Origin of the sequence: Nocardia goodfellowii, from assembly GCF_017875645.1 — a bacterium.
Classification (GTDB): domain Bacteria; phylum Actinomycetota; class Actinomycetes; order Mycobacteriales; family Mycobacteriaceae; genus Nocardia; species Nocardia goodfellowii.
On record NZ_JAGGMR010000001.1, the window covers coordinates 7,585,135 to 7,611,340 of the forward strand.

The 26,206-nt window shown below is 65.8% G+C and carries 29 protein-coding genes and 2 tRNA genes; 15 read left to right on the forward strand and 16 right to left on the reverse strand.

The window, feature by feature from the left end; all coding sequences use genetic code 11:
* Positions 1-2: 2 nt before the first annotated feature.
* Entirely contained in the window at positions 3-851 is an 849-nt protein-coding gene (locus tag BJ987_RS35135; protein WP_209899628.1) for a M48 family metallopeptidase, read from the reverse strand.
* A 278-nt stretch (positions 852-1,129) separates the two neighbouring features.
* Here BJ987_RS35135 and BJ987_RS35140 point away from each other — a divergent pair, with 278 nt between their 5' ends.
* Positions 1,130-1,603, forward strand: coding sequence for a ribose-5-phosphate isomerase (locus tag BJ987_RS35140; protein WP_209897332.1), 474 nt, complete (start codon positions 1,130-1,132; stop codon positions 1,601-1,603).
* An 86-nt stretch (positions 1,604-1,689) separates the two neighbouring features.
* Entirely contained in the window at positions 1,690-2,487 is a 798-nt protein-coding gene (locus BJ987_RS35145; protein ID WP_209897333.1) for an Fpg/Nei family DNA glycosylase, read from the forward strand.
* 77 nt (positions 2,488-2,564) lie between these two features.
* Here BJ987_RS35145 and BJ987_RS35150 read toward each other — a convergent pair whose 3' ends face one another.
* Positions 2,565-3,488: a GGDEF domain-containing protein gene (locus tag BJ987_RS35150; protein WP_209897334.1), complete on the reverse strand. Its 924-nt coding sequence runs from the start codon at positions 3,486-3,488 to the stop codon at positions 2,565-2,567.
* 447 nt (positions 3,489-3,935) lie between these two features.
* On the opposite strand from BJ987_RS35150, the gene BJ987_RS35155 reads away from it, so the two are divergent.
* The 4 genes from BJ987_RS35155 (at position 3,936) to BJ987_RS35170 (ending at position 6,175) form a co-directional block, all read left to right on the forward strand.
* Positions 3,936-4,006: transfer RNA gene (locus tag BJ987_RS35155), tRNA-Gly, on the forward strand.
* A 48-nt stretch (positions 4,007-4,054) separates the two neighbouring features.
* Positions 4,055-4,128: transfer RNA gene (locus tag BJ987_RS35160), tRNA-Pro, on the forward strand.
* A gap of 441 nt (positions 4,129-4,569) precedes the next feature.
* Positions 4,570-5,187 (forward strand): hypothetical protein, encoded by a 618-nt coding sequence (locus tag BJ987_RS35165; RefSeq protein WP_209897335.1) that lies wholly within the window; start codon positions 4,570-4,572, stop codon positions 5,185-5,187.
* A 742-nt stretch (positions 5,188-5,929) separates the two neighbouring features.
* A complete protein-coding gene (locus tag BJ987_RS35170) occupies positions 5,930-6,175 on the forward strand; it encodes a hypothetical protein (protein ID WP_209897336.1) in 246 nt (81 codons plus the stop codon).
* Between the two features lie 47 nt (positions 6,176-6,222).
* Here BJ987_RS35170 and BJ987_RS35175 read toward each other — a convergent pair whose 3' ends face one another.
* The 3 genes from BJ987_RS35175 to BJ987_RS35185 are packed head-to-tail and all read right to left on the reverse strand — an operon-like array spanning position 6,223 to position 7,890.
* Positions 6,223-7,065, reverse strand: a complete 843-nt coding sequence (locus BJ987_RS35175; RefSeq protein WP_209897337.1) for a helix-turn-helix domain-containing protein — start codon at positions 7,063-7,065, stop codon at positions 6,223-6,225.
* Positions 7,062-7,580, reverse strand: a complete 519-nt coding sequence (locus tag BJ987_RS35180; protein WP_209897338.1) for a DUF6879 family protein — start codon at positions 7,578-7,580, stop codon at positions 7,062-7,064. Before BJ987_RS35180 ends, BJ987_RS35175 begins: the two co-directional genes overlap by 4 nt.
* Entirely contained in the window at positions 7,561-7,890 is a 330-nt protein-coding gene (locus tag BJ987_RS35185) for a hypothetical protein (RefSeq protein ID WP_209897339.1), read from the reverse strand. The genes BJ987_RS35180 and BJ987_RS35185 overlap by 20 nt, the downstream gene beginning before the upstream one ends.
* 530 nt (positions 7,891-8,420) lie before the next feature.
* Here BJ987_RS35185 and BJ987_RS35190 point away from each other — a divergent pair.
* On the forward strand, positions 8,421-8,822 hold the full coding sequence (locus tag BJ987_RS35190; RefSeq protein ID WP_209897340.1) for a hypothetical protein: 402 nt from the start codon (positions 8,421-8,423) through the stop codon (positions 8,820-8,822).
* Between the two features lie 862 nt (positions 8,823-9,684).
* Here the strand turns inward: BJ987_RS35190 and BJ987_RS35195 are convergent.
* Positions 9,685-10,484, reverse strand: a protein-coding gene (locus BJ987_RS35195; protein WP_372446920.1) for an IS5 family transposase whose coding sequence is annotated in 2 segments (ribosomal slippage) — positions 9,685-10,154 and positions 10,154-10,484 — 801 coding nt in all. Because the reading frame shifts where the segments join, the coding sequence is not laid out codon by codon here.
* Positions 10,485-10,660: 176 nt separating this feature from the next.
* On the opposite strand from BJ987_RS35195, the gene BJ987_RS35200 reads away from it, so the two are divergent.
* Entirely contained in the window at positions 10,661-11,164 is a 504-nt protein-coding gene (locus BJ987_RS35200) for a hypothetical protein (RefSeq protein ID WP_209897342.1), read from the forward strand.
* 354 nt (positions 11,165-11,518) lie between these two features.
* Here BJ987_RS35200 and BJ987_RS35205 read toward each other — a convergent pair whose 3' ends face one another.
* Positions 11,519-12,388 (reverse strand): alpha/beta fold hydrolase, encoded by an 870-nt coding sequence (locus BJ987_RS35205; protein ID WP_209897343.1) that lies wholly within the window; start codon positions 12,386-12,388, stop codon positions 11,519-11,521.
* A gap of 84 nt (positions 12,389-12,472) precedes the next feature.
* On the opposite strand from BJ987_RS35205, the gene BJ987_RS35210 reads away from it, so the two are divergent.
* Both BJ987_RS35210 and BJ987_RS35215 read left to right on the forward strand, forming a co-directional pair.
* On the forward strand, positions 12,473-13,369 hold the full coding sequence (locus BJ987_RS35210; protein ID WP_209897344.1) for a LysR family transcriptional regulator: 897 nt from the start codon (positions 12,473-12,475) through the stop codon (positions 13,367-13,369).
* A gap of 249 nt (positions 13,370-13,618) precedes the next feature.
* Entirely contained in the window at positions 13,619-13,792 is a 174-nt protein-coding gene (locus BJ987_RS35215) for a hypothetical protein (RefSeq protein ID WP_209897345.1), read from the forward strand.
* An 82-nt stretch (positions 13,793-13,874) separates the two neighbouring features.
* Here the strand turns inward: BJ987_RS35215 and BJ987_RS35220 are convergent, their stop codons facing one another.
* Positions 13,875-14,486 carry an excalibur calcium-binding domain-containing protein gene (locus BJ987_RS35220; RefSeq protein WP_209897346.1) on the reverse strand — a complete coding sequence of 204 codons (612 nt, stop codon included), beginning with the start codon at positions 14,484-14,486 and terminating at the stop codon, positions 13,875-13,877.
* Between the two features lie 248 nt (positions 14,487-14,734).
* On the opposite strand from BJ987_RS35220, the gene BJ987_RS35225 reads away from it, so the two are divergent.
* A complete protein-coding gene (locus BJ987_RS35225) occupies positions 14,735-15,214 on the forward strand; it encodes an NUDIX hydrolase (RefSeq protein ID WP_209897347.1) in 480 nt (159 codons plus the stop codon).
* Here BJ987_RS35225 and BJ987_RS35230 read toward each other — a convergent pair whose 3' ends face one another.
* A complete protein-coding gene (locus tag BJ987_RS35230; protein ID WP_209897348.1) occupies positions 15,215-16,039 on the reverse strand; it encodes a phosphoribosylaminoimidazolesuccinocarboxamide synthase in 825 nt (274 codons plus the stop codon). It lies immediately after the preceding gene.
* 140 nt (positions 16,040-16,179) lie between these two features.
* On the opposite strand from BJ987_RS35230, the gene pepN reads away from it, so the two are divergent.
* Positions 16,180-18,759: an aminopeptidase N gene (pepN, locus tag BJ987_RS35235; RefSeq protein WP_209897349.1), complete on the forward strand. Its 2,580-nt coding sequence runs from the start codon at positions 16,180-16,182 to the stop codon at positions 18,757-18,759.
* 84 nt (positions 18,760-18,843) lie between these two features.
* Here pepN and BJ987_RS35240 read toward each other — a convergent pair whose 3' ends face one another.
* From BJ987_RS35240 to BJ987_RS35260, 5 genes are all read right to left on the reverse strand, one after another.
* Positions 18,844-19,644, reverse strand: a complete 801-nt coding sequence (locus BJ987_RS35240; RefSeq protein WP_209897350.1) for an NAD(P)H-binding protein — start codon at positions 19,642-19,644, stop codon at positions 18,844-18,846.
* A gap of 128 nt (positions 19,645-19,772) precedes the next feature.
* Positions 19,773-20,237, reverse strand: a complete 465-nt coding sequence (locus BJ987_RS35245; protein ID WP_307869852.1) for a DUF5130 domain-containing protein — start codon at positions 20,235-20,237, stop codon at positions 19,773-19,775.
* Positions 20,224-20,538, reverse strand: a complete 315-nt coding sequence (gene ctaJ / locus BJ987_RS35250) for an aa3-type cytochrome oxidase subunit CtaJ (protein ID WP_209897351.1) — start codon at positions 20,536-20,538, stop codon at positions 20,224-20,226. Before ctaJ ends, BJ987_RS35245 begins: the two co-directional genes overlap by 14 nt.
* A gap of 50 nt (positions 20,539-20,588) precedes the next feature.
* The gene (locus BJ987_RS35255) at positions 20,589-22,205 is read right to left on the reverse strand and encodes a glycoside hydrolase family 13 protein (protein ID WP_209897352.1); all 1,617 of its coding nucleotides are present in this window, start codon (positions 22,203-22,205) and stop codon (positions 20,589-20,591) included.
* Positions 22,206-22,255: 50 nt separating this feature from the next.
* Positions 22,256-22,660 (reverse strand): globin, encoded by a 405-nt coding sequence (locus BJ987_RS35260; RefSeq protein WP_209897353.1) that lies wholly within the window; start codon positions 22,658-22,660, stop codon positions 22,256-22,258.
* Between the two features lie 241 nt (positions 22,661-22,901).
* Between BJ987_RS35260 and BJ987_RS35265 the strand changes: the two genes are divergently transcribed.
* A complete protein-coding gene (locus tag BJ987_RS35265) occupies positions 22,902-23,609 on the forward strand; it encodes an HNH endonuclease (RefSeq protein ID WP_209897354.1) in 708 nt (235 codons plus the stop codon).
* Here the strand turns inward: BJ987_RS35265 and BJ987_RS35270 are convergent.
* Positions 23,606-24,178 (reverse strand): helix-turn-helix domain-containing protein, encoded by a 573-nt coding sequence (locus tag BJ987_RS35270; protein ID WP_209897355.1) that lies wholly within the window; start codon positions 24,176-24,178, stop codon positions 23,606-23,608. The genes BJ987_RS35265 and BJ987_RS35270 overlap by 4 nt on opposite strands.
* A 169-nt stretch (positions 24,179-24,347) precedes the next feature.
* On the opposite strand from BJ987_RS35270, the gene BJ987_RS35275 reads away from it, so the two are divergent.
* Both BJ987_RS35275 and BJ987_RS35280 read left to right on the forward strand, forming a co-directional pair.
* The gene (locus tag BJ987_RS35275; protein WP_209897356.1) at positions 24,348-25,160 is read left to right on the forward strand and encodes an AzlC family ABC transporter permease; all 813 of its coding nucleotides are present in this window, start codon (positions 24,348-24,350) and stop codon (positions 25,158-25,160) included.
* Positions 25,157-25,468 (forward strand): AzlD domain-containing protein, encoded by a 312-nt coding sequence (locus BJ987_RS35280; RefSeq protein WP_209897357.1) that lies wholly within the window; start codon positions 25,157-25,159, stop codon positions 25,466-25,468. The genes BJ987_RS35275 and BJ987_RS35280 overlap by 4 nt, the downstream gene beginning before the upstream one ends.
* Before the next feature lie 20 nt (positions 25,469-25,488).
* Here BJ987_RS35280 and BJ987_RS35285 read toward each other — a convergent pair whose 3' ends face one another.
* The gene (locus tag BJ987_RS35285) at positions 25,489-26,154 is read right to left on the reverse strand and encodes a DUF8185 domain-containing protein (protein WP_209897358.1); all 666 of its coding nucleotides are present in this window, start codon (positions 26,152-26,154) and stop codon (positions 25,489-25,491) included.
* Between the last annotated feature and the right edge of the window lie 52 nt (positions 26,155-26,206).

The following is a 26,206-nucleotide window of genomic DNA, read 5'->3' on the forward strand; positions in this document are numbered from 1 at the left end:
CGCTACGGCACAGGTTTCGGCGGTTGCGCCGGAACCTGGCCGTACGGTGTCGCGGCACCCACCGGCGGTGGCGTCTCCGGTCGCATGAAGAGCTTGCCGTGCCGGTTGCGGTCGCGTAGCGCCCACATCCGCCAGGTCAGCACCGGATGGCTGGACATGGCGTTGTACACCCAGACGAAGAAGCCCTTCTCGACCCCGGCCCGATTGGCCATTTCGTCATAGGCGACCAATGTATTGAGGTATTTGCCCGCCGCGAGCGTGCCCATCGCGGCGGGCGTGCCCGAATAGCGGAAGCAGACGCCGTGGTTGTCGGCGGTGTATTCCTGCGCGCGCAGCAGCGCCGGGCCCAGGATCGGCAGGAACGGCGCCAGATACATACCGAGCATTCGCCAGTACGATGCGTGCCCGGCCGCGATGTGCCCGACCTCGTGACCGATGATGAACGCGAGCGCGTCGGGTTCGCGTGCCGCGCCGCCGATTTCGAACAGGTCGCTGTGGACGGCGACGAACCGCCGGAAGCCGTGACCGGAGGCGAACGCGTTGATCTGGCCGTTGCCGAGCACGACATAGGCGTCGGGCACCGTCGGCATCCCGAAGCGGGCGGCCGCCTCGACCACCATCTGATAACCCTCGGGGAACTGAGTCGGCGACATCTTCACGCCGTTGACCCGCAATCGGGCATAGAGGGTGCCGCGGCCGAACCACACCAGCAGCGGAGCCGCCAGCAGGAAGAGGGCGTAGTCGTAGATCGTGCCGGTCAAGGTGACCAGCACGGCGGCCAGGAAGATCAGCGCCGAGATCAGCACCACGACGACCAGTAGTCCGATCTCCCAGCTGTGCCGGGCGGGCATGCCATAGGGCGACAGACCGCGCGGCAGGTGCTGCGGCGGCGTCGGCGGCGGGCCGTAGCCGTACGGCGCGGGGTAGCCGCCTGTCGGATAAGGGCCGTAGGCCGTCGGCCCGCCGACCGGTTCGCGTGCGCCTTCCTGGGCATACGGTTCCGGATTCGACGGTGGATCCTGCGACTGCATATTTCGACCGTACCGTTCCGCGAGCTGTGGTCCGGACCCGCTTTGCGAGGCAGTCCCCTGTCGCGGACGCCGCTGACCGGCCTGACAGAATCGCTGCCATGCGCGTATACCTGGGTGCCGACCATGCCGGTTTCGAACTGAAGAATCACGTCAAGGCCCATCTGGAGCAGTCGGGTCACGAGGTTGTCGACTGTGGCGCCCTCGAATACGACGCCCTCGACGACTACCCCGCCTTCTGCATCGAGGCGGCGCGGCGCACCGTCGCCGACCCGGGCAGCCTGGGCCTGGTGTTCGGCGGCAGCGGCAACGGCGAGCAGATCGCCGCCAACAAGGTGCCCGGCGCTCGCTGCGCGCTTGCCTGGAGTGTCGAAACCGCCCAGCTGGCCCGTCAGCACAACAACGCGCAACTGATCGGCGTCGGTGGCCGCATGCACTCCACCGAGGAGGCGCTCGCCATCGTCGACGCGTTCCTGGCGGCCGAATGGTCCGACGAAGAGCGCCATCAGCGCCGCATCGACATCCTCGCCGACTACGAGAAGACCGGTGCGGCCCCCGCGGTGCCCGCCTACTGAGCACAGTTCTACCGAGTGGGACATGACTGAAAGCGCGCCGCCGCTGTCATGTCCCATTTTCGTTGTCAGCTTCGAGAGGAACGGTTGTGCCCGAGGGACATACGCTGCATCGCCTGGCTCGGGCGCATCAGAAGGCGTTCGGCGGTGACGTGGTCCGGGTGTCGAGCCCGCAGGGCAAATTCGCGACCGGCGCGGCGCGGGTCGACGGGCAGGTGCTCGTCAAGGCCGAGGCGTGGGGAAAGCATCTGCTGCACCGCTACGAATCCGGGCTGATCGTGCACGTGCATCTCGGGCTGTACGGCGCGTTCACCGAAACGGCCGTGCCGATGGGTGAACCCGTGGGGCAGGTCCGGATGCGGATGGTCGGAGCCGCGCAGGGCACCGATCTGCGCGGGCCGACCGCGTGCGAGCTGTACACCGAGGCGGAGGTGACCGCGCTGACCGAGCGGCTCGGTCCCGACCCGCTCCGCCGTGGCGCCGACCCCGACCGGGCCTGGCAGCGAATCCATCGGTCCCGCAGGCCCATCGGCGCGTTGCTGATGGATCAGCGGGTGCTCGCCGGAGTCGGCAATGTCTACCGGGCCGAACTGCTGTTCCGGCATGGCATCTCACCGCACCGGCCCGGCACCTCGATGAATGCCGAAGAGTGGCAGGCCATGTGGACCGACCTGGTCGCGCTGATGAAGGTCGGCGTGCGGGTCGGCAAGATGGTCGTCGTCCGTCCCGAACACGACTACGGCGCACCCTCCTACGCGCCCAACCGGCCGCGCACCTACGTCTACCGCAGGCAGGGCGAGCCGTGCCGGTTGTGCGGGACGCCGGTCCTGCACGCTGTCATGGACGCGCGAAACCTCTTCTGGTGCCCCACCTGTCAGCCCGGGTGATCCCGGGCCCGTCACTTCGGTACCCCGCGCGGAGGCCGTTGGCCGCGCAGTCGCGAGACCACGCGGCCGCGCCTGAGTCAGCCCGCGACGGCGGCGTCGATCTCCGGTTCGTCGGACTCCGAGAACGCGAAGCGGCGCCCGCCCGCCGTCTTCGCCGAGTACATCGCTCGATCCGCACGGCGCAGCAGATCGGTGAAGTCGCAGGGCGTCCCCGGCGGGTTGTAGGCGGTGCCGACGCTGGCCGACACCGGGACCGGACCGGCCGAGGTCCAGACCGGGTCACGCAGGGCCGCCACGATCTGATGCGCGATGCCGGCGAGAGTGCCGAGATCGCGGTCGACCGCGAGCACGAACTCGTCGCCGCCGTACCGGCAGATGACAGTGTCCGGCGGGCAGACCTCACGCAGCCGGTTGGCCAGCTCCACCAGCACCTCGTCGCCGACCGCGTGGCCGTAGCCGTCGTTGATCTGCTTGAAGCGGTCCAGGTCGATCAAGAGCAGCCCGACCCGGCCGGCCGGGTCGGCGGCCATGCGGCGCACCCGGTCCTGCAGCAGGGTGCGGTTGGCCAGGTCGGTGAGTGCGTCGTGGGTGGCCTCGTGCCGCAGGCGGTGCTGCAGCGCCGCGATTTCCTGTACGCGCAGTGAGACTTTCGCCGAGAGCTTCTGCTCCTGCTGGACCAGCGCACGCTCCTGGAGCGCCTGGGCATAGCTGTCGATAGCCTGGCTGGCCACGAACGGCCATCGCGTGGCCACCAGCGACCCGGGTCTGCCCGCAGGGAAACCGAGCAGCCAGCGGCTGGCCTGGGCCAGCATTCGGGTGCGCTCGAACGGCGGTTCGGCCAGCCGGGCGCCCAGAGCCCGCGCGTCCAGCATCGGGAAGGGCTCCGATTCGGCCAGATCGAGCAGCCGATTGACGATGTCGATGAGAACCGGTTCCAGGTCCTTCATCGTGGTGTGCGAGCCCGGTTCGGCGCACACGGCCTGCGCCCAGGCGCGCGCCATCTGTCTGACGGGAGGAGACGATTCGGACATCGCACTCACCCGCCACGAATGGCATCGATAGCCCGGCGACATGCGCCCAGGCAGGAGCCGGCCGCACCTCGACTGCCACGCGGTTCGGTCCACCAAGCACGGCGCACGCTCACCGCCCCCTTTCCAGATACCCCCGTCCGGCAAAAAGGATCCTAGCAAGCCACCCGGCACCGAAAAATGACGTTTTACAACGAGTTTCCGTTGCCTCGCGAATGGCGATCGGATGTGTGATCGCTCCAGGCCGCCGAGCGTTACACCCAACTTTCGTTCGCTGGAGAGTCGCGGGCAGACACGCCGAGAGTGTGCGGGAACCGACACACGGACACCCCGGCCGGGGCGATTGGCATTTCCGCGGTGACATTCGGTACAGTCGTTGCGCACACGACATCTGGCGATCCCATCGATGTCGTATGCCTTGCGGGTGTAGTTCAATGGTAGAACCTCAGCCTTCCAAGCTGATGGTGCGGGTTCGATTCCCGTCACCCGCTCTTCACCGGGGGTTCATTCGTCCACGGCGCCCTCAGGGCCGTGGCTGACGGGGTGTAGCGCAGCTTGGTAGCGCATCCGCTTTGGGAGCGGAGGGTCGCAGGTTCAAATCCTGTCACCCCGACAAAATTTCGAGGGCTTCGGCCCAGGTCAGGGGCTTAACCGGCCTTTCTGCAATGTGGACGCAGGTACCGAAAGCCGCCGGTTTTGACCGCTGTTGACCGGCGTCTCTCGCACGTAGATCGCACAACCGTAGTCGGCAAATTCTCCTCCCCTTGCTTCCTCATACTGGCCATCCTGTGCTGAGGGAAGGGCAAGTCAAGGGTGGCCGTGGCCATCGCGTAGCGACGCGCAGCGCCCTTTACTCGCCCGCACTGCAGTCAGACACTCGGGGCCATAGGAGGAAGCGCGGGCTTCACTGCGCCCAAGGAGCGGTCCTCACTTGCAGTTGCGCTGCGGGCATTCATTCGTGTCGGCGCCGTCAGATACAGTGCAGCCCAACAGTCTCGCGGGCCCCGTCGTCAAGCAGCAGTTAGGACACGTAGTGAATCCTATGATCCCTGCCATGGCTGCGCTGGGTGCTGTAATCGCTGCTCTGGTCGGCGCTGTCTTGGGCGCAAGGCTCACCCAACGGCGCGAAGCGGACAATTGGAGCCGCGATCAGCGGCTTGCGGCCTACACGGCGCTGCTTGAGGCGGTTGAGGAGTGCAGTGAGGCGTTCACGTTGCTCGCATCCTCGCTCGACCTCTGGAGGTATGACTGGGACCGCATCAAGAGCAACAAACCCAAGGTCAGCAAGCTGCTAGGCGACTGGGATGCTGGCGGGGCGAAGGTTGATAAGGCTGTTACAGCAGCTGAACTCGTGGCAAGCAGCGAACTGCTGCCAACGGTAATAGTCACCCGGTTCGCTTACCACAGACAGTCGATTCTGCTGATGCAGTTCGACTACATGCAGCAAATCGATGCCGACGCGTGGAAGTCCGTCCAGAGTCAGACTTTTGACACTTTGAACAAGTTGCGGGCAGCATTCCGTCATGACATACAGCGAACCCTGAACCCCGAGACGGCCTGGGCGTCTATGGCGCGGTCCTCGGGACGCCGAGGCAAGGCTCTGCTGCAACGACTGCGCCACAGTGTCTCGCGTGCGACGAGTGGCGAGTTGGCGCCGAGCCATCAGCAGTGATGCGCGCATGTCTAGTACCGAGATGCCCGCGACGGGAGAGGAATTGCGTCGCGGGCATCGTCGTGTCCCGGGCCTGGGAACCGTCGCCGTTGACGGACCCGCTGTCCGGCGTCGTTGCAGGTGCCGGAGGTTCAACTGTAGTCGTCCGGTATCGGCTTCCATGGCGGCCGGCCCAGTAGGTAGCGATGCAGGCTCCGCAGATCATGTCGACCTTGTCGTGTGGTGCGTTCCAGGGGAGGAATTCGCGGCAGTGGTCACATCGCTTCGGGGTGATGAGATTAGTGGCCACGATGAGGTTTCTCGCCGCTCGGTTGGTCTGGCGGAGGACGGCACGATCACGAATGTGCTGGGTGTCCAGGGTGGGTTTGTCCCATCACGCAGTGACGCGTATCGCCCTAGATTCCCAGCTCAGGCGTGATAGTCCTCGATCAGTCAGACCGGACCGAGTGGAGTGGAACCTAGCTGCCGCCGACATGCCCGCGGTGACTTCTCCGGATGCTCGGGTTCCTGGGACGTGAGCACAGCCGGTTGACCGGGCTGGGTGCCAGCGCAGGCGTGGTTGGCCGCGGGAGGTAAGTCCGGTAGAACAGACCAAGTGCCCACACTTCCCGGCTCAGTGCCAGCAGTGGACGGCAGCCACCCGCGTTCCGCCATGTTGGGGCCTCCTGCTCGGGCATGAGTTGTCGATCGTTCGCTGAGCGGCCTGCGGCCAGCCCTAGTAAAGGCATTCGCGAATCATCACATGCCGCGTCATCTCGAAAAGCTAGCCCGCGCCATGGCCGACGAACGACACCTCTTCATACCCGTGCATCTGAGCGCGTTGCCGTTCTCCGTAGTCGACGGATTGATGACGAGCGAGTCGGTGCCACCCGACCCACCGCCGCTGCCGGAAGAGATCACTCATCTGTGGCTGGCACCGCCATTTTCGCGCCGGGTACTGCTGTGGGACGGCTTCACGTGGACCAACCACTTACCGTACGACAACTGACCGAACTCGACTATCAAGCCTCGACCAAGAGAGCATCCGAGTATCGGTTACTGCGATGTGTCACGGGCTTTCAGCTCGGTCATGATGAGTGCGCGAGCAGCCTCCCCGGTGACTGACTGGCCAGCAAGCGCTTTGAAAGCGCGCCCGTAGAGAGCGATCTCTCGCGGCTGGGTAATGGTCATCTCAGCGGTAACCGTTTCGACCATGACAAGACGGTTGTCGAACATGATGAAGTTTGAGATGGGTACGTCGTAGCGGGTTCTCGCAGGGACAATGCCTAGTGTCACCTGTGGCATGGACGCGACAGCAAGGAGCCTGTCGAGCTGGCCGATCATGGTGTGATCGCTTCCGACCGTGGTGTGCAGCGCCTGTTCGGCTATGACGAAGTGGAACGCGTGGTTGCGACGGTACAAAACCTGTTGGCGCTCCATGCGTTTCGAGACACCCTGTTCCAGGTCGTTGGCGGTCTTGTAGAAGTTGATGACGCTTCGCAGGATCTCTTCGGCGTACTCCGCAGTTTGCAGCAGCCCCGGGATCAGGAACGGCTCAAACCAGCGCATGAACTCGGTTTCGGTCTCCAGCTTGACCGATACCTGTTGGCGTCGCTTAGTGCCAGTGCCGAGCACGCGCCGCCATTCCAAGTAGGCGGCTTCGATGTTGCGCACCGTCGCAATGAGGTCCGGAATCTGCGAGGCAGCGTCGGTAAGGGCACACCAGGTGCGTATGTCGGCGTCGGAGGGCGTCTGCTTCCCGTACTCGATTTTCGGGACCTTGGTTTGGTGCCATCCAGCTTGCCGGGCAAGCTCGGTACCCGATAGGCCAGCGTCAAGGCGAAGCTCCCGGAGCCTTTGCCCGAGAGCTTCTTTTGCCTGGTGAAGCGAGCTGGTCACTGGTCGCTGTACTCCAGGAGCGGAACGGCCAGGGACCAGACCTGTTTTTTCACTTTCCGGGCGTACTCGACCAGGCGGCGGTCTGTTGTGACCGCAGCGCCGACCCACGTCCCGTCCGGCTCGAACGCCGTGAATGCGAGAACCGCGTCATCGAACAACCACCAGTCATCGGCCGTCAGCTCATCAGGGTCGATTCGGTGGCGCGTCAGATACCGAACATCCTCGCCCGCTTCAATATTGAAGCGGGCAACGTCCTTGGCGAACCGGGTGTAGTCGGTGTGCGGCGTGGTGACCACCCGCGCGCGTTTGACGGCTACCCCGCGACTTGTCGTCTCTCGAACATGGTTGAGCCAAGGCTGAAACCACATGTAGTCGTCGGCTTCGTTCTGGATGAACTTTCGAAACGGCTCGGACTCCTCGGGGGTCTCATAAGTGTCTTGCACCTCGAGGTGGAACGCTTCCCGCGTGGACTCGTGGAAGAGGTTCAGGAAGTCCTCACCTTGTGCGAGTAGCACCGTAAAACCTCCTCTTAGCCTTGGGCACTTCCACACACGTCTCGTCGGGGTAGATATCCATCTGTCGGAGAGCTTCCGGGTCGGTTACGGGACTCCCGGCAAGGGTGAACGTTCCCCTTCCAGTGTCGGACATGCTTGCGCCGATGAACGTGTCCGGTTGGGCGAACCCTGTTAGAAGATGCGGGATTTCGATTCGATCGGCAACGTCGGTTCTCCATCCCTGGACGACGTAGGTTCCCCTGTCGGTGACGTAGAGGCTCGGGCAACCGCCGCCGGTGGTCCCGCCTTTGCCAAGAAGATGTAGCCGCATGGTTGGCTCCAATCGAGGTTATGCGTGGTCATGCGTAGATACCTTCGATGATGCCCGTCAATCGTGCAGCCCATGCAGCAATCAGTCAGGTCAAGCATTCTCGCGCATAGTGATAGTCGAGCTCAGGGCGCAGTTCGTAGCGTCTAGATCAGGCGCTCCATACCAAACGTCACTCGACCTGGTACCGAGTGCCAGCCCACGACGACGTACAAGGGGCAGCGGATGGCGATAACCCTTACACGAGCCAAAGTGCTTGTGGTGCTTGCAATTTTGGAGCCAACGGAAGCACTGACGGTCAGACAGCTTTGCGCAACAACAGGTTTCGCGGAGGGAACGATCCGCCAAGGCTTGAGGGAGAGCACATACGAAGGGCTCGCGGCATGCTCGCGCAGGCAGCCGCCAGGGTGGCGAATCACTGCGAAGGGCCGGCTACTCATGGGCACCAGGCTGTTCCAAGACATGCTGCCGCCATTTTTCCGGGACCAGATTCCCCCGCAGGCAGAGTCCGTGACCGCGAACGGGGTGCCCCGATGAGGGAGCGGCCTACCGCGATCGGGTACCTACGTCGGGATGTTTCCGGCATCTCCCAGACCTGGGATGAGATTCAAATCCGGAGTCTGTCAAAGCGGCTCGGCTACGACCTGGCCAAGACAGTGGTGTTCGGGTCCGAGACGGAGCACCTGTTGGTCCGGTTGATCGGGGCGGTCCGGCGAGCCGACGCTGACGCCGTGATCGTGCCGAGCACGTTGCATTTCTACCGCGCCGACATTCCGGTTGAACTGGTGCACGCGTGCGACGTGGTCACCGTGAACCCGGAAGCGACCTACGCGCGCAGCGTCGCATCTTCGCTGACCCTGCATGACAGCTACGACGCTGGAAAGGAGGTGAGTAGTGATGATCGAGGATGGAACTCCGGACGGCAACGCCGGTGAACCGCAGGACATCCAGGCACCGAAGACCGTGACAGTGCGGTCACACGGCGTTGTCTACCGGTTCTTCAATCAAGAGGACGACTAATCATGGTGTGCCTCGGTGCGCCCCGGCAACCTTTCGCGCCGGGGCGTTCGCAACGTAGTACAGGCGGACACCAATGAACCGTCCATCGGTCCGGAAGTCATCCCGTTCGATCGGTGGGCAGGCAACCCCGCGCGCCGACTGTGACTGCTTGGACTGTTGGGTGTGGATGATGGACAACCCTGCGCCGGTTGTCTTGGGTCCTACCGATCCGCCCGAAGCGGCGACCATCTCAACGCTAGGTGGGCGTACCGAAATCCTGAAGCCGCCCAGCGGATACACCGTGCTTGTCGCTCCGGAATCTGCGCCGCCCTGACGGTGGCGAACCTGCGCCACTGAGGGTTACAGACCCACGCGCACCAGAGTGATGCGGGCACCAACTGACACTCGTCACTCGGGATCCGGGAGGTAAGGGCAGGGGTCGGGCCGCCGGCCACCAGCGCCGCGGAGAGGCCGGCGGCCCGCGAATTGCCGTTTGAGAGCGCAATCACCGAATGGTTCCGGCGGTTTGTCGCCGCTTCCGGCGAATCGGAGTCGCTGTCGCAGAAGCGTTTCAGACGCGGAGTCCGCCTCACCGACTATCGCGACCCACCATTTTGTTCCCACCGAATCGCGTGCTCCGAACTCGCCCGCACGAATTCGCTCGCTTCTGCGCGCCGGGCGCGCACGGGGTCGAAGATCAGGTGAGGTGGCAGCACACAGCAGGATATCAACTCGTCGCGCCGACCTCTGCATGCGCAAGGCGGCGACTCGGCAAACTCCGATCGCCGCTAAGAGCTCCTATCGGGTTCGGTTGCTGAATCGTCGCCAACAGATCAGGGCTGCGGCGAGGTCGAGGAATCCGTGGTGGATGTCGGTGCGTCGTTCCCATCGGATGGCCAGGCGCCGGTATTGGTGGAGCAGGGCGAAGGTTTGCTCGACGATCCAGCGGCCGGCGGTGACCTTGTCGCGGGTGCCGCGGCGGGCGATGTAGCCGCTGATACGTCGCTGCTGCAGTTCGGAATACACGCTGGGGTAGTCGTATCCTTTGTCCGCGATCAAGGTGGTGATCCGGCGACGTGGCTGGCCCGACCGTCCGCGCAGAGGCCGGACCCGGTCGAGCAGGGTCGGCAAAAGCAGGTGATCGTTGAGGTTGGCTGCTGAGAGCGCGACCGCCAGCGGGAATCCGTTCCCGCAGGTCAGGATGTGGTGTTTGGAACCGGTTTTGGCGCGGTCGACTGGGCTGGGACCTGTTGCGGCGCCCCTTTTTTGGCCCGCACGTGCGAGCCGTCGACGATGACGCGGTCGAAGTCGATCAACCTGGCGGCGTGTGCGCGAGCAAGCACGGCCTGATGGATCTGCTTGAACGCCCCGGCGGCTTGCCAGTCCCGCAACCTGCGCCAACAGGTCATCCCAGACCCGAACCCCAATTCCTGGGGTAGGTCTTCCCATCCGATCCCGGTGATCAGAACGAACAAGATCCCCTGCAGCACCCGACGGGAGTCCATCTGCGGCGGTCCCGGTGTCCCGGCCGGTTTCACCGGTAGTAGCGGTTCGATTACCGCCCACAACTCGTCATCCACGATCCAGGGTGCTGCCACAGCGAAACATCCTGCACTGCAACAGAACCCGACGCCAACCGACCGATCCTGTTAGGAGGTCTAAGCGCATGAGGGCCGACCCGTCGAGGGGTGGTATTGAGTTTCGCTACCCTCGGCAATTACGCTGCGCGCCGGGGGGACAGGTTCATCTGGATTCGCGCATACCAGGAGGAACCATGGCCAAGGACCGGCCGTATACCGAGGCGGAGCGCCGCCAGCGCGCATTGTTTCAACAGGCACCAGTCTGGATCGAGTGGCTGGCCGCCATGGACGAGCAGAGAGCGCGCTTTTTCAGCGAGACCGTTCCGGACATGCCGGCCGACCCTTGGAGCCCGGAGGGACTCGACCATGCCGAGGCCGCCGCGCTCCGGCGGTTTCCCGATATGGAATCTGTTGAGCTGCCAAAGAACCGAGACATCGCCGACCAGTTCCACCGATACGTCGGGGAAACATTCCGACGCAATTTCGGGGGCAAGTGGTACAACGTGCCGAGCTTCGATGACGAGCAACGCTCCCGTGGTTTTGGTCCGATAATTCGCGATGAATTCAGCGCCGAATACTTGGATGTGATTACACTATTGACTGCTTCCATGCATCGGCGTACGGGGTCAGAGTGGAGCCGCATTTTCGGTTTCGTCGCACAGGAATATGCGGCGTGGAAAGAGGGCAGCTCGACATGATCGTGCTGACCAAGCGATGTACTCGGGCTCGCGCCGGAGGTCTCGAAAGCCCTCCACCCCGGCAGTCCCATGCCGGGCGAGGAAGCCCGCGACCCAACCGACCGGCTACCCCAGGACGACCACCGGGCCCGCGAGCGCAACTAGAGCGTGACCGGGTCGCGGCGAGAGAACGCGGCCGGGCGCTGGCGGAATAGCCAGGGACACCTGATGTTCGCGAAAGTGATTGGCGTTCCTAAATAGTTGGATCCCGGTGAGCAAGCAGGCCGGCACCCGCCGGGATACACCGCGGTTTCGCGCTGCCCTTGCTTGACGAGGTACCGCGCCCTGTCACGATCGAGGTCCGTGCGACCTCACCTAGCCGCGCAGGAGGTGACTCCGCAGCTCCGGAATGATTTGGTCCCACACCGCCGGTGGCGGGATCTCGTGACCCACTCCATCCATGCGCACGAGCCGGGCGTCCGGGATCATTCGGGCGAGCGCTTCGCCGTGTGGGAGAGGAAACATGGGGTCGTCGGCGCTGTGCAGGACGAGTGTCGGAACGCGAATCTCGGTGGGGTCCACTGGCTTTCCGGTTTCGGCGAGGAAGTGGTTGGCCATCGAGGAGGCCATGTTGCGGGTGCGGTGTACTTCGAGTGTTGCCAGGGCTCGCACGCGAGGTTCGTCGAGGCCGTGTGGGCCGGCGTAGGGGCGTTCGACCTCGACGCGGTAGTCGATTACGGCGGTTTGGTCGGTCCAGTCGATCTCTGGTTCGGGGTCGGTCCAGGTGGCCGTGACGGCGGGGGTTGGGGGTGGCAGGGGGCCGGCGTCGCCGCCGATGGGGCTGGTTTCGATGAGGGTCAGGGTGTGGACGCGTTCGGGGGTGCGGGCCGCGATGGTCTGGGCTATTCCGCCGCCCATGGACATTCCGATCAGGTGGGCCTGTGCGATGCCGAGGGCGTCGAGTATGCGTAGTGGGTCGGTGGCGAGGTCCTCGCCGGTGTAGGCGGGGCGGCCGGGAGGGGAGGTGCTGGATTGGCCGGTGTCGCGGTGGTCGTATCGGATGACCTGGAGGTCATTGCCACCGAGCAGGTCGCAGAATTCCGGGGTCCACCAATCCATCGACTGGCCACCGCCCGCGATGAGCAGCACAGCGGGTGCGCCGACCGGTCCGGTGCGCCGGATCGCGAGGTCGACACCGCCCAATTCGAGGATTTCCGTGGTCTGATGTGTGTCATTCGTTGTCATGACACTGACTCTAGGATCGCGGATTCATTATGAAAAGCGATTGCTAGCGATCATTCTGATCGCTATCGCTTATGCTCCGAGGTTATGGTCGACGTTGAACTTCGCCATCTCCGGACCATGGCCGCCATCGCCGAGGAAGGGACGTTCGGGCGAGCGGCCGATCGGCTCGGCTACACCCAGTCATCGGTTAGCCAGCAGGTCGCCTCGCTGGAGAAGGCAGTCGGCGGCGCGCTTTTCGATCGGCCGGGCGGTCCGCGGCCGGTGCGGATCACTCCGCTGGGCGAAGTGGTTTTGGCGCACGGGCGCGAATTGCTCGCGAGGGCAAAGGTTCTGGACGATGCTGTCGATCGTTTCCGAGCCGGCAACGGCCGCATCGACATCGGGTCGTTCCCGGGTGTCGCCAGCCGCATCCTGCCGAAGGTCGTGCGGCGTCTGCTCGACGAGCACCCCGGTTGTGACATTCGGCTTTCGGAGGTGAACTCGACAGACCCGCAGCTCGGTAACCTCGACCTGTTGTTCTACGACGACCGGATCGACGGCGACGCCGAGCACGTGAAGCTACTCGACGAGCACTATCTGTTGGTGGCCGAAGCCGGCACTTTCCCCGAAGGTCCAGTTCCGGTGCGGCTACTCGATGACGCCCCGATGGTTGCCTGGCCACCCACCTACCACCAGAAATGGTTGGAACGAACCTTGGCCGATTCGGGCGCGCGGCCCCGCATCGTCTTCCGCACCACCGGGCACGAAACCGTCGTGGCGATGGTGCGCGCGGGCATCGGTTCAGCGGTCCTGCCCTGGCTGGCGCTGCACGGCTCCGACGTGTTCACCGACACCCAGCTCACCATCCACCACCTCCAACCCTCACCCACCCGCGAGATGTACCTGTATTGGCCGCCCGAACGTACCCAGTCACCTTTGGTGGCGCGGGCCATCGACATCGCCGTCGAAGCCGCCACCGAGCTGACCGACCAGAGGCGATAGACCACCGCCTTCGCCCGTGCGAGAACCGGTTCCGCGGCCCGCACCGCAGACTTGTATCGCCGTCGAGCCGCAGCTGCGCGCCTAACCAGAGGTAACAACCGCCGCTTGCACTGTGCCAGGACATGTTTCGCAGCGGGCACCACAACGCAGATCTGTATATTGCTGTCGGAGAGCGCCTTTCGTATTCGCGTCCTGCGCCATCGCCCCATGGCCCCTGCGACCCGAACCCATCGCCTGCCACAGACACGCATGCGCCACAGCGCCGACATCGACCGGTTCGAGCAGCCGACCACTCGGTTTCGCGGATGGGCTACCGCGACCGCGATTCTCGTCGTCCTCTACATGGTGTCGTTCCTCACGCTGCCCGCCGTCGAAGAATTTATGCACCAGAATGCGATCGAACTGGGCTGGATCGTCAAGTAGCCAGTCGTGCCACCGGTCAGCTATCGCCCCACAGGCAACGGTTGCAGAATTCCGCCCCACAGACCTTCAGCTGAACAGGTCCTCAGACCTCGCCGGCAATGCCATCGTTGTCACGGTCGAGTTCGGATCTGTAGCCGGGCTCACCGAGAAACAAGGGTGCCGCGCCCGCAGCGCGAGCCGCGGTGCAATTGCGGTAATAGACGCCAGGAGATGACGGGGGCACCGGCGAAGTGTTGGACTCCGGCGCAGGCGAAGTCTCAGATTCCGACGTAGGCGAAGTCTCAGATTTCGGCACCGACGAAGTCTCGAGTTCCGGCGCAGGCGGTGGCGCAGGTAGAGGCGGTGGCGCCGGCGCGAACGGCGCACGTCGTAGGGGCTCAACAGTCGTTGTTGTGGTGGAGGTGGTCGTTTCCGTCGTAGCGGTGGTGGGGGTTGTGGTGGTCGGCGCTGCCGTCGTTTTCGACTCCGTGGCCGGTGACGCCGTGGCGCTGGGCGCCGGCCCGTCGCCCGAGCGTTGGTCGGGTGCGATGACGACAATCAACGCCAGTACGACGAACGAGGCGGCGAGCAACCAACCAGCTTGCTTGCGATTGCGGAGGCCAGCCCAATCGAGGCTTCCTCGCAGGAGCCCCACGATGGCGATGAGAACTATCGCTAACCACAAGAGTCCGAGAAGGATCACTACTGCTTGCATAAAGCGGCTCCTCAGAGCCAAGGCCGCTGGATGGGTGAACCTTCGCCGGCGGCTCCAGCGGCATAGCCGCGGTCGGTTCACCTATGCCTCCATATCGACCCGAACCGACCAGACGTTTCCTCACTGGCTATCCATTAGCAACATTTCGACTGCTCGCGACCAGTGATGCGCACGCCCCGGCATCGGCGAGAATTCCCCTGACCGACCGCCGCGACTGAGTGTCGTACCGGTCCGGCAGACTGCACAGCGTGGCAGAGACCTATAGCGCGGGCGTGCTGTTGTTCCGGCGGACTTCCGAGGGTGGGACCGAGGTGCTGCTCGGGCACCTGGGTGGGCCGTTCTGGGCGCGGAAAGACCTTGGGGCGTGGTCGATTCCGAAGGGTGAGTATGTGCCGGGGGAAGAGGATTCGGAGGTGGCGGCGCGGCGGGAGTTCACCGAGGAGTTGGGGCTGCCGGTGCCCGAGGGGGTGTGGATGCCGCTCGGGGAGGTCGGTTACGGGAGTGGGAGCAAGCGGAAGACCGTGGTGGTGTGGGCGGTGGAAGCCGATCTCGATCCGGCTCAGGTCGTGCCGGGGACCTTCGAGATGGAGTGGCCGCCGCGCTCCGGGCGGAGGGCGGAGTTTCCGGAGATCGACCGGGTCGAGTGGTTCGAGCTGGAGACCGCGCGGGAGAAGCTGAGCAAAGGCCAGCAGCCCTATATCGAGCGGCTGGCCGGACAGCTCGGCTGACTACGCCCAGGTGCGGCCGGTGATGAGTTCGTAGGCCTCGACGTACTTGCGGCGGGTGGCCGCGACGATGTCGGCGGGGATCTCGGGGCCGGGGGGTTCTTTGTCCCAGCCGGTGGAGGTGGACCAGTCGCGGGCGAACTGTTTGTCGAAGGACGGCTGCGGGTGGCCGGGTGTCCACTGATCAGCCGGCCAGAAGCGTGACGAATCGGAGGTGAGGACCTCGTCACCGAGCGTGAGAACTTCACCGTCCCAGCCGAATTCGAGCTTGGTATCGGCGACGATGACGCCACGCGAAGCCGCGTGCTCGGCGCCGCGGGTGTAGATGTCGAGGGTCAGATCGCGGAGTTTTTCGGCGACCTCGCGGCCCTCCTGGTGCACCACGTCGTCGAAGGTGATGGCTTCGTCGTGACCTTCGGAAGCCTTGGTGCTGGGAGTGAAGATCGGCTCGGGAAGCTTGTCGCCGTCGCGCAGACCGGGCGGCAGCGCGATACCGGAGACGGTGCCGGTGGCCTGGTACTCCTTCAGGCCGCCGCCGGTGAGATAGCCGCGGGCGACGCACTCGACCATGACCATCTTCATCGGCTTGACGCGGACAGCGCGGCCCGCGAACTCGGCGGGCACGTCGGTGGTCGACACCACGTGGTTGGGCACATCGGCGAAGAACTCGAACCACCAGTTCGACAGCTGGGTCAGCAGCGCGCCCTTGTCTGGGATCGGGGTGGGCAGTACGACGTCGTAGACCGAGATCCGGTCCGAAGCCACGAGCAGCAAGGTCTCGCCGTCCTCGTACAGGTCGCGCACCTTACCGGCGTGCACATGCTTCAACGTCGAGCCTCCAAGTCCTGAGTAGCGGATGAGCTGCACAATACCGGCGCGGAAAACTCGGCGGAGCGCGGCGGTGCGGAGGATTAGGGTGGTGAGCAGAATCTTCCGCTGTGCCCGTTCTTCGACACCGAAGGAGCCTCATGTCCGCACCCAACCTCACACGTGAACAGGCGATCGAACGCGCCTCGACCGTGCAAGTCGAGAACTACCGCGTCGAACTCGACCTCACCGACGGGGCGGGCAAACCGGGCGTGGAGACTTTCTTCTCCCGCAGCACAGTCACTTTCACCGCGCAGCCGGGCGCGAGCACCTACATCGACATCGTGGCGCGCGGGGTGCGGTCGGCCGTGCTCAACGGGACCCCGGTCGAGGTGTCGGAGTACGACGAGGAAAAAGGCATCGCCCTGACCGGCCTGGCCGAGCGCAACGAGCTGGTGGTCGAGGCCGACTGCGAGTACTCCAACACCGGTGAGGGCCTGCACCGCTTCGTCGACCCCACCGACGACGCGGTGTATCTCTACACGCAGTTCGAAACCGCCGACGCCAAGCGCATGTTCGCCTGCTTCGACCAGCCGGACCTCAAGGCCACCTTCGACATCCGCGTCACCGCGCCGTCGGACTGGAAGGTCATCTCGAACGGCGCGGCGGTGGACAGCCTGATCGCGGAACCCGGCAAGCACGTCTTCAAGACCACCCCGCGGATGAGCACCTACATCGTCGCGCTGATCGCCGGCCCCTACGCGGAGTGGACCGACGAGTACACCGACGAGCACGGCACCATCCCGCTCGGCATCTATTGCCGCGCGTCGCTGGCCGAACACATGGACGCCGAGCGCCTGTTCACCGAGACGAAGCAGGGATTCGGCTTCTACCACAAGAACTTCGGCGTTCCCTACGCCTTCGGCAAGTACGACCAGCTGTTCGTGCCGGAGTTCAACGCGGGCGCGATGGAGAACGCGGGCGCGGTCACGTTCCTGGAGGACTACGTCTTCCGGTCCAAGGTGACGCGCGCGTCCTATGAGCGCCGCGCCGAAACCGTGCTGCACGAGATGGCGCACATGTGGTTCGGCGACCTGGTCACCATGAAGTGGTGGGACGACCTGTGGTTGAACGAGTCGTTCGCGACCTTCGCCTCGGTGCTGTGCCAGTCCGAGGCCACCGAATACAAGAGCGCTTGGACGACATTCGCCAACGTGGAGAAGTCCTGGGCGTACCGGCAGGATCAGCTGCCCTCGACGCACCCGATCGCGGCCGACATCCCCGACCTGCACGCGGTCGAGGTGAACTTCGACGGCATCACCTACGCCAAGGGCGCTTCGGTACTCAAGCAGCTGGTCGCCTACGTCGGTCTGGAGCCGTTCCTGGCGGGTCTGCGCGCGTACTTCGCCGAACATGCCTATGGCAACGCCACTTTCGACGATCTGCTGTCGGCGCTGGAGAAGTCCTCGGGACGCGACCTGTCGGACTGGGGCGCGCAGTGGCTCAAGACGACCGGGCTCAATATCCTGCGGCCGGACTTCCAGGTCGACGCGGACGGCAACTTCACCTCGTTCGCGGTCGTCCAGGAGGGCGCGGCCCCCGGTGCCGGCGAGCGCCGGGTGCACCGTTTGGCCGTCGGCGTCTATGACGATCAGGACGGGAAGCTGGTCCGTACCAAGCGGGTCGAGCTGGATCTACCGGCCGCCGAACGCACCGACGTGCCCGAACTGGTGGGTGTGCCGAGCGGCAAGTTCGTGCTGGTCAACGACGACGACCTGACCTACTGCTCGGTGCGGCTGGATCCGGATTCGCTCGACGTGCTGGTCAATCGGATCGGCGATATCGCCGAACCGCTCCCCCGCACGCTAGCCTGGTCGGCCGCGTGGGAGATGACCCGGCAGGCCGAGATGCGGGCCCGGGATTTCGTCGCGCTGGTCCAGCGCGGCGTCGGCGCGGAGACGGAAATCGGTGTGGTGCAACGACTGCTGATGCAGGCGCACACCTCCATCGGCAGCTACGCGGATCCGGCCTGGGCGGCCGCCACCGGCTGGCCCGAATTCGCCGACCGCCTGCTGGAATTGGCGCGCGCCGCCGAAGCGGGCTCGGATCATCAGCTCGCCTTCGTCAACGCGCTCACCGGAGCGAAGCTGGAGAAGCGGCACACCGAGGTAATACGCGCGCTGATCGACAGCGATCCGGCCGAGTCGGGTCTGGCGGGGCTCACCGTAGACACCGATCTGCGCTGGCGACTGGTGACGGCGCTCGCCGCCGCCGGCGAGATCGACGCCGAGGGCCTCGAAACCCCCTTCATCGACGCGGAATTGGAGCGGGACCCGACCGCGGCGGGCAAGCGCCAGGCCGCGGCCGCCGCCACCGCCCGGCCGCAAGCCGCGGTCAAGGAGCAGGCCTGGAACACGGTGATGAACGACGACTCGCTGCCCAACATCACCGCGCGCTCCATCGTCGGCGGTTTCGCCCCGGCCGGCCAGGGTGACCTGCTGCACGCCTACACCGACCGCTACTTCTCCGACGTGCCCGGCGTCTGGGAACGCCGTTCCAGCGAAGTGGCCCAAACCGTGGTGGTCGGCCTCTACCCGTCCTGGGACATCAGCCAGGACGCCGTCGCCAAGGCCGACAAATTCCTGGCCGACAACCACCCGCCGGCCCTGCGCCGTTTGGTGAGCGAAGGCAAGGCGGGCATCGAAAGGTCGTTGCGCGCCAGGGCTTTCGACGCAAGCTAGGGCACGTCCGAACGCACCGCGCACCGTGCTTCTCGACGGAGCGCGGTGCGCGGTCGGACGCGGGCCGACCGCGGATACCTCGTCTCAGCGGAACTGGTCGGCGTTGGTCGTTGCCCACTGGGCGAAAGTGGTTGCCGCACCGGTGAGATCGGCGACGGTGGTGGTGGCCTGCTGGGGATGGTCGATCATGCTCGTGATGCCGTCGACATACCATTCGGCGTACTCGCCCATACCTGGCTGCAGGAGCCGGATCGCCTCCTCGCGCGACACTTTCACGACGTCGAGGTCGCGGCCCAGGGCTACGCCGATCTGGCGGATCTTCTCGCCGCGAGTCAATGTCTCGGGTCCGGTGAGCTCGTAGGTTTTGCCGGCATGCCCGTCCGACAGCAGTACCTTCGCCGCGACGCGGGCGATATCGTCCATGGTGATCGGTGCGTTCGCGGCCTCCGGGCAGGGGTCGCGGACCTCGTCGGAGGCCCGGATCTGCTCGCACCAGATCGTCGCGTTCTCGCTGAACTCGCCGGCGAACAGGTGCGTCCAGTCGGGGCCGGACTGCTCGACCGCCCGTGCGATCGGCTGCCAGTCGGTGCTCTCGTCACCGGACAGGTCGACGATGTGCCGCACGCCCGCCTTGCGGGCCAGCGCGACGACTTCCTCGACGGTCTCCAGTACCGGCGCGAGGTACATCCGGTCCACGCCCTCGAACGCGCCGGCCAGCGAGGACACCTTGCCCAGATATCCGCGGACTACCTCGACCTCGTCCGGGAACGCGGCGCGCTCCGGATGGTTGGACAGGGCGCGCACATCCTCGGCGCCCGCCGCGAGGAGATGATCGACGACCTTGCGACCGATGTTTCCGGTGGCGGCCGTGACAAGAATCTTCATGCCCCCACGGTGCCCGGAAAATCGATCTCCATGCAAGCCCCAAAAGTGCCGCGCACCAAGTAGTCCCGCACAACGCGACCGGCGCGCCCACCCTGCTGGGTGGACGCGCCGGAAGCGGATGTTCGAAATTACCGCCCGATGGCGGCGGCCATCACGCGGACCGCGGAGACCAAACCGTCGATGAGCTCGCCCTGACGGAACGAACTCATGGCGGCGGTGACGCCGAGCTGGCAGACGCGATCGTTGGCGCGATCGGCGACCTCATGGCCGGAGCGCACCTCGATGGCGTTGTCATTGGGCGAGACGGCGATGAGCACCGAGCGCGCGGCCTCGAGAGTGCCGGGGAAGATCGCGTCCGCGCCGGCGGCCGGGTCGGCGCCGAGATCGCCGATGTAGACGTTGAAGCGGACCTTGGTGGCGCGGGTCGCTTCGGTGAGCACGTTGTCCATCAGCAACCGCTCGTGATCGCTGAACGGCGCCTCATAGAAGAGGTCACCCGCCTCGTGCACGCCGGACACCCGTCCGCTGCTGGTGAGTGCGTATCCGTGCGGTAGTTCGGACTCGACCACCGCGGGCCACTTAGAACCTGCCACTTGCCCGACCTCCGATCAGCTCCACACCGGTGGATTCGATGGCCGCATGCGTGCCATGCGACTCCTGGGGATCGTAGTCGGTGGAGCCGACGTGGGGCGTAGGCACAGGGTGGTGGCTGTGCCCGGTCACCTCGTCGGTGGCACTCCACAGCACCGGCGGCTGCGTCCACTTCTGACCGAGGTCGAAGTGGGCCGGCTTCTCACCGGCGAGTGGCTTACCGAGATACGACAATCCAGCGATCGCGGCGTAGATCACCAGCGGAATGCCGACGAAGATCAGCACTGTCTCGAGAATGCTCACGACGGCAACGGTATCCGATGGCGTGTAGTAGTTCAGCTACCACCTCGGGGTTAGGTGATCGTGTCGACTCGGACCAGCCACGCCGCAGCGTCGGCGGGTAGCCGGCCGGACGCCAGGGGCATGCTGGCCAGCAGGAACTCCCCGGGCGGCAAGGGGATCGGATCAGGGCTGGTATTGACCACGCAGATCAGACCGCCGGGTCGCCGGAACTCCAGGCACCCCTGCGGGCTGTGCCGCCACTCGAGTTCCGAACCCCGGAATTCCGGGCGGGTGCCGCGCAGCTCGATCGCCATCCGGTACAGCGACACAGTCGAACCCAGATCCTCCAACTGCTTGTCCGCGGTCAGCGCGGCCCACTGCGGTGGCATCGGAAGCCACGGCTCGCCGGTGGTGAAGCCGAACGGCGGCGCGTCACCCTCCCAGGGCATCGGCACCCGGCAACCGTCGCGCCCGCGCTCGGTATGCCCGGAGCGTTCCCACATCGGGTCGCGCAGCGCTTCCTCGGGCAGGTCGTCGACATTGGGCAGGCCCAGTTCGGCGCCGTTGTAGAGGAAGACCGCGCCGGGCAGCGCCAACTCGACCAGAATCATCGCCCGGGCCCGTGCCACTCCCGCGGCGCCACCGCCGTACCGGGTGACTTCGCGTTCGATGTCGTGGTTGGACAGCGTCCACGTGGGTGACGCGCCGACCGGTTCGACCGCGGCGAGGGAATTCTCGATCGCGTCGCGGATCGCCGCGGCCTCGAATCGGACCTCGGCGAGCCGGAAGTTAAAGGCCAAGTGCAGTTCATCGGGACGCACGTACTCGCCGAACCGGGTGTTGTCGTCGACCCACACCTCGCCGATCGACACCGCGTGCGGATATTCGTCGAGCACCTTGCGGATCTTGCGGTGGATCTCGTGCACGGCGGGATTGTTGAATCGTGGATCGTTGGCGTCGTGGGCCAGCAACCTCGAGACGTCGAGCTCCGGCATATCCGGTAGGTCTTCGGGTTTGGCCATCCCGTGCGCGACGTCGATGCGGAATCCGTCCACGCCCCGGTCCAGCCAGAAACGCAGGGTCTGCTCGAAATCCGCGGCGACCTCAGGGTTTTCCCAGTTCAGATCCGGTTGTTCGGGCGCGAAAATGTGCAGGTACCACTGCCCCGGTCTGCCGTCGGTCTCGGTAACCCGGGTCCACGCCGGACCACCGAAGATGCTGGGCCAGTTGTTGGGCGGCTCGTCGCCCGCGGGCCCGCGGCCGTCCCGGAAGAGGTAGCGATCGCGTTCCCGGCTGCCCGGTCCGGCGGCCAAAGCGGCGGCGAACCAGGGATGTTCACTGCTGGTGTGATTGGGCACCAGGTCCATGGTGACCTTGATCCGGCGGGCGCGGGCCTCGGCGAGCAGCGCGTCCATCGCGGCCATACCGCCGAAGAGCGGATCGATATCGCGCGGATCGGAGACGTCGTAGCCGCCGTCGGCCATGGGCGAGCGCATCACCGGGCAGATCCACAGCGCGTCGACGCCGAGCAGTTCCAGGTAACCCAGCTTCTCCCGCACCCCGATCAGATCGCCGATGCCGTCACCGTCGCCATCGGCGAAGGAACGGGGATAGACCTGATAGAACACGGCCGCGCGCCACCACGGTTGAGCCGCACGAACCTCCGGCGTGTCAGTCACACCAGCCATGGTGCCAAACGCCGGCGACAATGTCGCTCAGGCGGGCGCACCTGTCGAATTCACCACTCGCTGTTGATCAGCGAATTCGCGGCCATCTCCAGGTAGTCGAGCAACTGCTTGCGGTGCGCGTCGTCCAGCATCTCCGGCTCGATCTCGGCGACGCCGATGCGCATGCAGCGCAACCAGGCGTCGCGTTCCACCGGGCCGATCTTGAACGGCATGTGCCGCATACGCAGGCGCGGATGGCCACGCTCGTCGGAGTACGTGCGCGGGCCACCCCAGTACTGCTCCAGGAACATCCGCAACCGGCGCTCCGCGGGACCGAGATCTTCCTCCGGGTAGAGCGGACGCAGAACCTCGTCGGCGGCGACCTCGCGATAGAACGCGGCGATGATGCGGTGGAAGGTCTGTTCCCCACCGACCGCCTCGTAGAACGACGTGGTTGCTTGCTCTCCGGAACTCATCAGATCCTCTCGACTCAGGGTGCGCCGCAGTCCATTGTGCCCGCCGCCACGGGATGGCACCTACCCGCGCGGACCTCCCGAGATAGCGGCACGGCAGCACTTCAGCCGCAGTTAACCCAACATTGTGCGAAATCACCGTGCAATCAGCCGGTTTCCATGGTCATATTGGGGTCAGTCTCTGCCGAATACCACATGATCTTGAAGCCGACGCGGTCGGCCCTCCCGAGAACAGGGTTCGCACATGAAACAACGGCACGGCCGCCCACACGAGGCCCGGACGCACCGACAACTCCAGCCCGCCGACGTCCACAATCGTGGGTCGGGGGCTACTCCGCTGCATATCTTGTCCGACCACCATCCGGGCGCCGCTCATCGCGCCGGTGAGGTACATCACGGCCATCACCTCACCGCTGTTTCCACCGAGGCCGTCAACTGGTTGAAGCGCCCGGTGCTGCTGCTGAACGCCACCTACGAGCCGCTCACCGCTCTGTCCGCCCGTCGCGCGGTCGTCCTGCTCATCTGCGACAAAGCCGATCCCGTGCATCACAGCGTCGAAGGCCCGGTCGTGCATTCCGCGGAATCCTCGATCCCGGTGCCCTCGGTCATCCGCCTGCGCAACTACGTGCACGTCCCCTATCGCGCCCGCGTACCGATGACCAGGGCAGCGCTCATGCATCGCGACCGGTACCGCTGCGGGTACTGCGGCGCGAAGGCCGAGACCATCGATCACGTCATCCCGCGCAGCCGCGGCGGCGAGCATTCGTGGGAGAACTGCGTCGCCAGCTGCGCACCCTGCAATCACCGCAAGGCCGACAAAATGCTGAGCGAACTCGGCTGGACCCTGCGTCACCCGCTGGTCTCGCCGAAGGGACCGCACTGGCGATTGCTGTCGACCTCCACCGAGCTGGATCCGGTGTGGTTGCAGTACCTCGGTGAAGGCGCCGCCTAGGACGCGTATTCGTTGACCAGCGTCGCCCAGGTGCCCGCCTCGAGGGCTTCGAAGACGTGCGGGGCGTCGCCCGGGTAGCAGATGTAGTCACCGGGGCCGAGTTCCACCGGCGCGTCCACCGGCCCGACCAGTGCGCGGCCGCTGGCGAGCAGCACATGCTCGGTGCAGCCGGGCATATGCGGGTCCGAGACGCGGGCGTGGCCGGGCTCGGCGGTGATCCGGAACAGATCGCGCCGGCTGTTCGGCGGGCTCACCGCGAGCAGGGTCGCGCTGTAGTCGGAGTGCTCGGCCGCCAGGCGCGGGCCCTCCCCCGCGCGGATGACGTGCACGTTGGGCCGGGGCGGGTCGAGCAGGCGGGAGAACGGCATGTTCAGCGCCACGCACAGCGCCCAGAGCGTTTCGATGCTCGGATTGCCGCTGCCCGATTCCAGTTGGGAGAGTGTGGATTTCGCGATGCCCGCGCGGTTCGCCACCTCGGTGAGCGAGAGCCCGGCGCGGGCGCGCTCGCGCCGCAGCGACTCGGCGATCACCGCCTGTGGTGACGCCGTCATCGGTTCGTCCTGCACCATCCCAGCTCCCGTTCCCGTCGGAACGCTGAGTTTACCCACGCCGTCGGCGGCGCCAGTTCCGCCGATCGCGCATCACCGGGCCGCGTGAAACGCCCGGGATCGCGGCGTCGCGTCAGGCGCGCGGTAACCGTGTTGACGAACGCGGGGTCCAGCGTTCACCATAAACAACATGCGTTCGATATGGCGAACACTCGGCCGGGATACCGCCTCCGGCGTCGCGGCCGTCCTGCTGGCGGTCTGGGTCATCGGATTGTCCTACGGCGCCACCGCCGTCAGCTCGGGCTTCCCGATCTGGCTACCCGTGGTGCTGAGCTTCGCCGTGCTCGCGGGCGGCGCGGAGTTCCTGTTCATCGGCATCATCGCCGGTGGTGGCAGTCCGATCGCGGCCGTGCTGGCCGGGCTGGTTGTCAACGCCCGGCACCTGCCGTACGGACTGTCCGTGCCCGATGACGTGGTGGGCAAGGGCTGGCGGCGGGCGCTCGGCGTGCACGTGATGAACGACGAGTCCGTCGCGATGGCGCTGGCGGAGTCGGATACGGCGCGCAAGCGGGTCGTGTACTGGGTCTGCGGGCTCGGTGTACTGCTGGCCTGGCCGGGCGGTGCGGTGCTGGGCGCGTTGATCGGCTCCGTCGTGCCGGACACGTCCGCGCTCGGGCTCGACGCGGTCTTCCCCGCGGTGCTGCTGGCACTGGTGGTGCCCGCGCTACGGGACCGGACGACGCTGGGGTCGGTCTGCGTGGGCGTCGTGGTGGCCATGCTGAGCTCACCGTTCCTGCCTGCGGGAATGCCTGTGCTGGTGGCGCTTTCGGGTGTGCTGTGGGCGGCGTTCCGCACCCGGGGTGAGGCGGATGGCCCGGTCGGCAGCGAGGATCGAGCCCCAATGACGGACGTGTCCGCAGCGGCAGACGAGATCGGCACCATCGAGCACGGCAGCTGGGATCTCACGAAAGAACGCGCACAACTGTCAGGAGCACCCAGATGATGCTGGCCGCTGGAATCATCGCGCTCGCCGTCGGCACCTACGCCTTCCGCTGGGCCGGTCCCGCTCTACGCAGCCGGATCCAATTCCCCGACCGCGCGAAGCGACTTCTCGAAGTCGGCGCGACGGTCCTGCTCGCGGCACTCGTCGCCGTCGAGACCCTTCCCTTCACCGAGGATCACGTCAGCGCCGCACTGCCCGCAGGTGTTCTGGTCGCCGGAGTACTGGCTTGGCGGCGTTTCCCGTTGCTGCTGGTGATCCTCGCCGCGGCCGCCACCACCGCGGGTCTGCGCGCCCTCGGCGTCGCCTGAGAACCGGCCCCGCCGGTTGGTCAGTTCGGGAAGAGCGGGATAGCTCCGGCGCGGCGGCGGGCGACCGAGCCGTAGCGGGCGTCGATGCGCAGCCAGGTGGGTGTGGCGCGGACGCGGACGATCTCGGTGGGCTGGATGCGGCGGGATTCCGCCTTCTCGCCGGAGTGCGGGATGAAATCCATTGCGGTGAGGGCGAAGACGACGCGCATCGGGACTTCGACCTCCAGGCCGGGGGCCGAGACCGTGAGCACCGTCTGGTCGAGTAGCGCGGCGGGCGGGCCGTGCGCGCTGCCATGTTCCTTCGCCAGTTCCGCGCCGCGTTCGGCGAGTTCGACGAGGGTGCGGGCGGGAACGTCGTCGACGTGAGCGAAGCCGTCGGACGGCGGGAGGGCGCCGCGCCAGGCCGAATCCATCGAGTAGCCGAGGTCGATCGCACTACCGGAGGGAAGGCCCGCCAGCACCAGGTCCGCGCCGACGGTGACATCGTCGACACCGAGTTCGGCGACCACCGTGCGCACCGCGAGCGTCTCGAAACCGGTAGCGACCCAAGCGGATACGAGTGTGGCGTCGCGGCGGCGCAGCCGGACCACGGCGGCCTGGTCCAGCCGGACCGCTCGGCCCAGGAAGGTGGCCAGGTTCTCCCGTTCGGCCGGATCGGACACGTACAGCACCCGTTGCTCTGCCATCACCGCAGCCCTGCCCTCACGAAAGCCCTACCCTCACAACAACTCTGCCGTA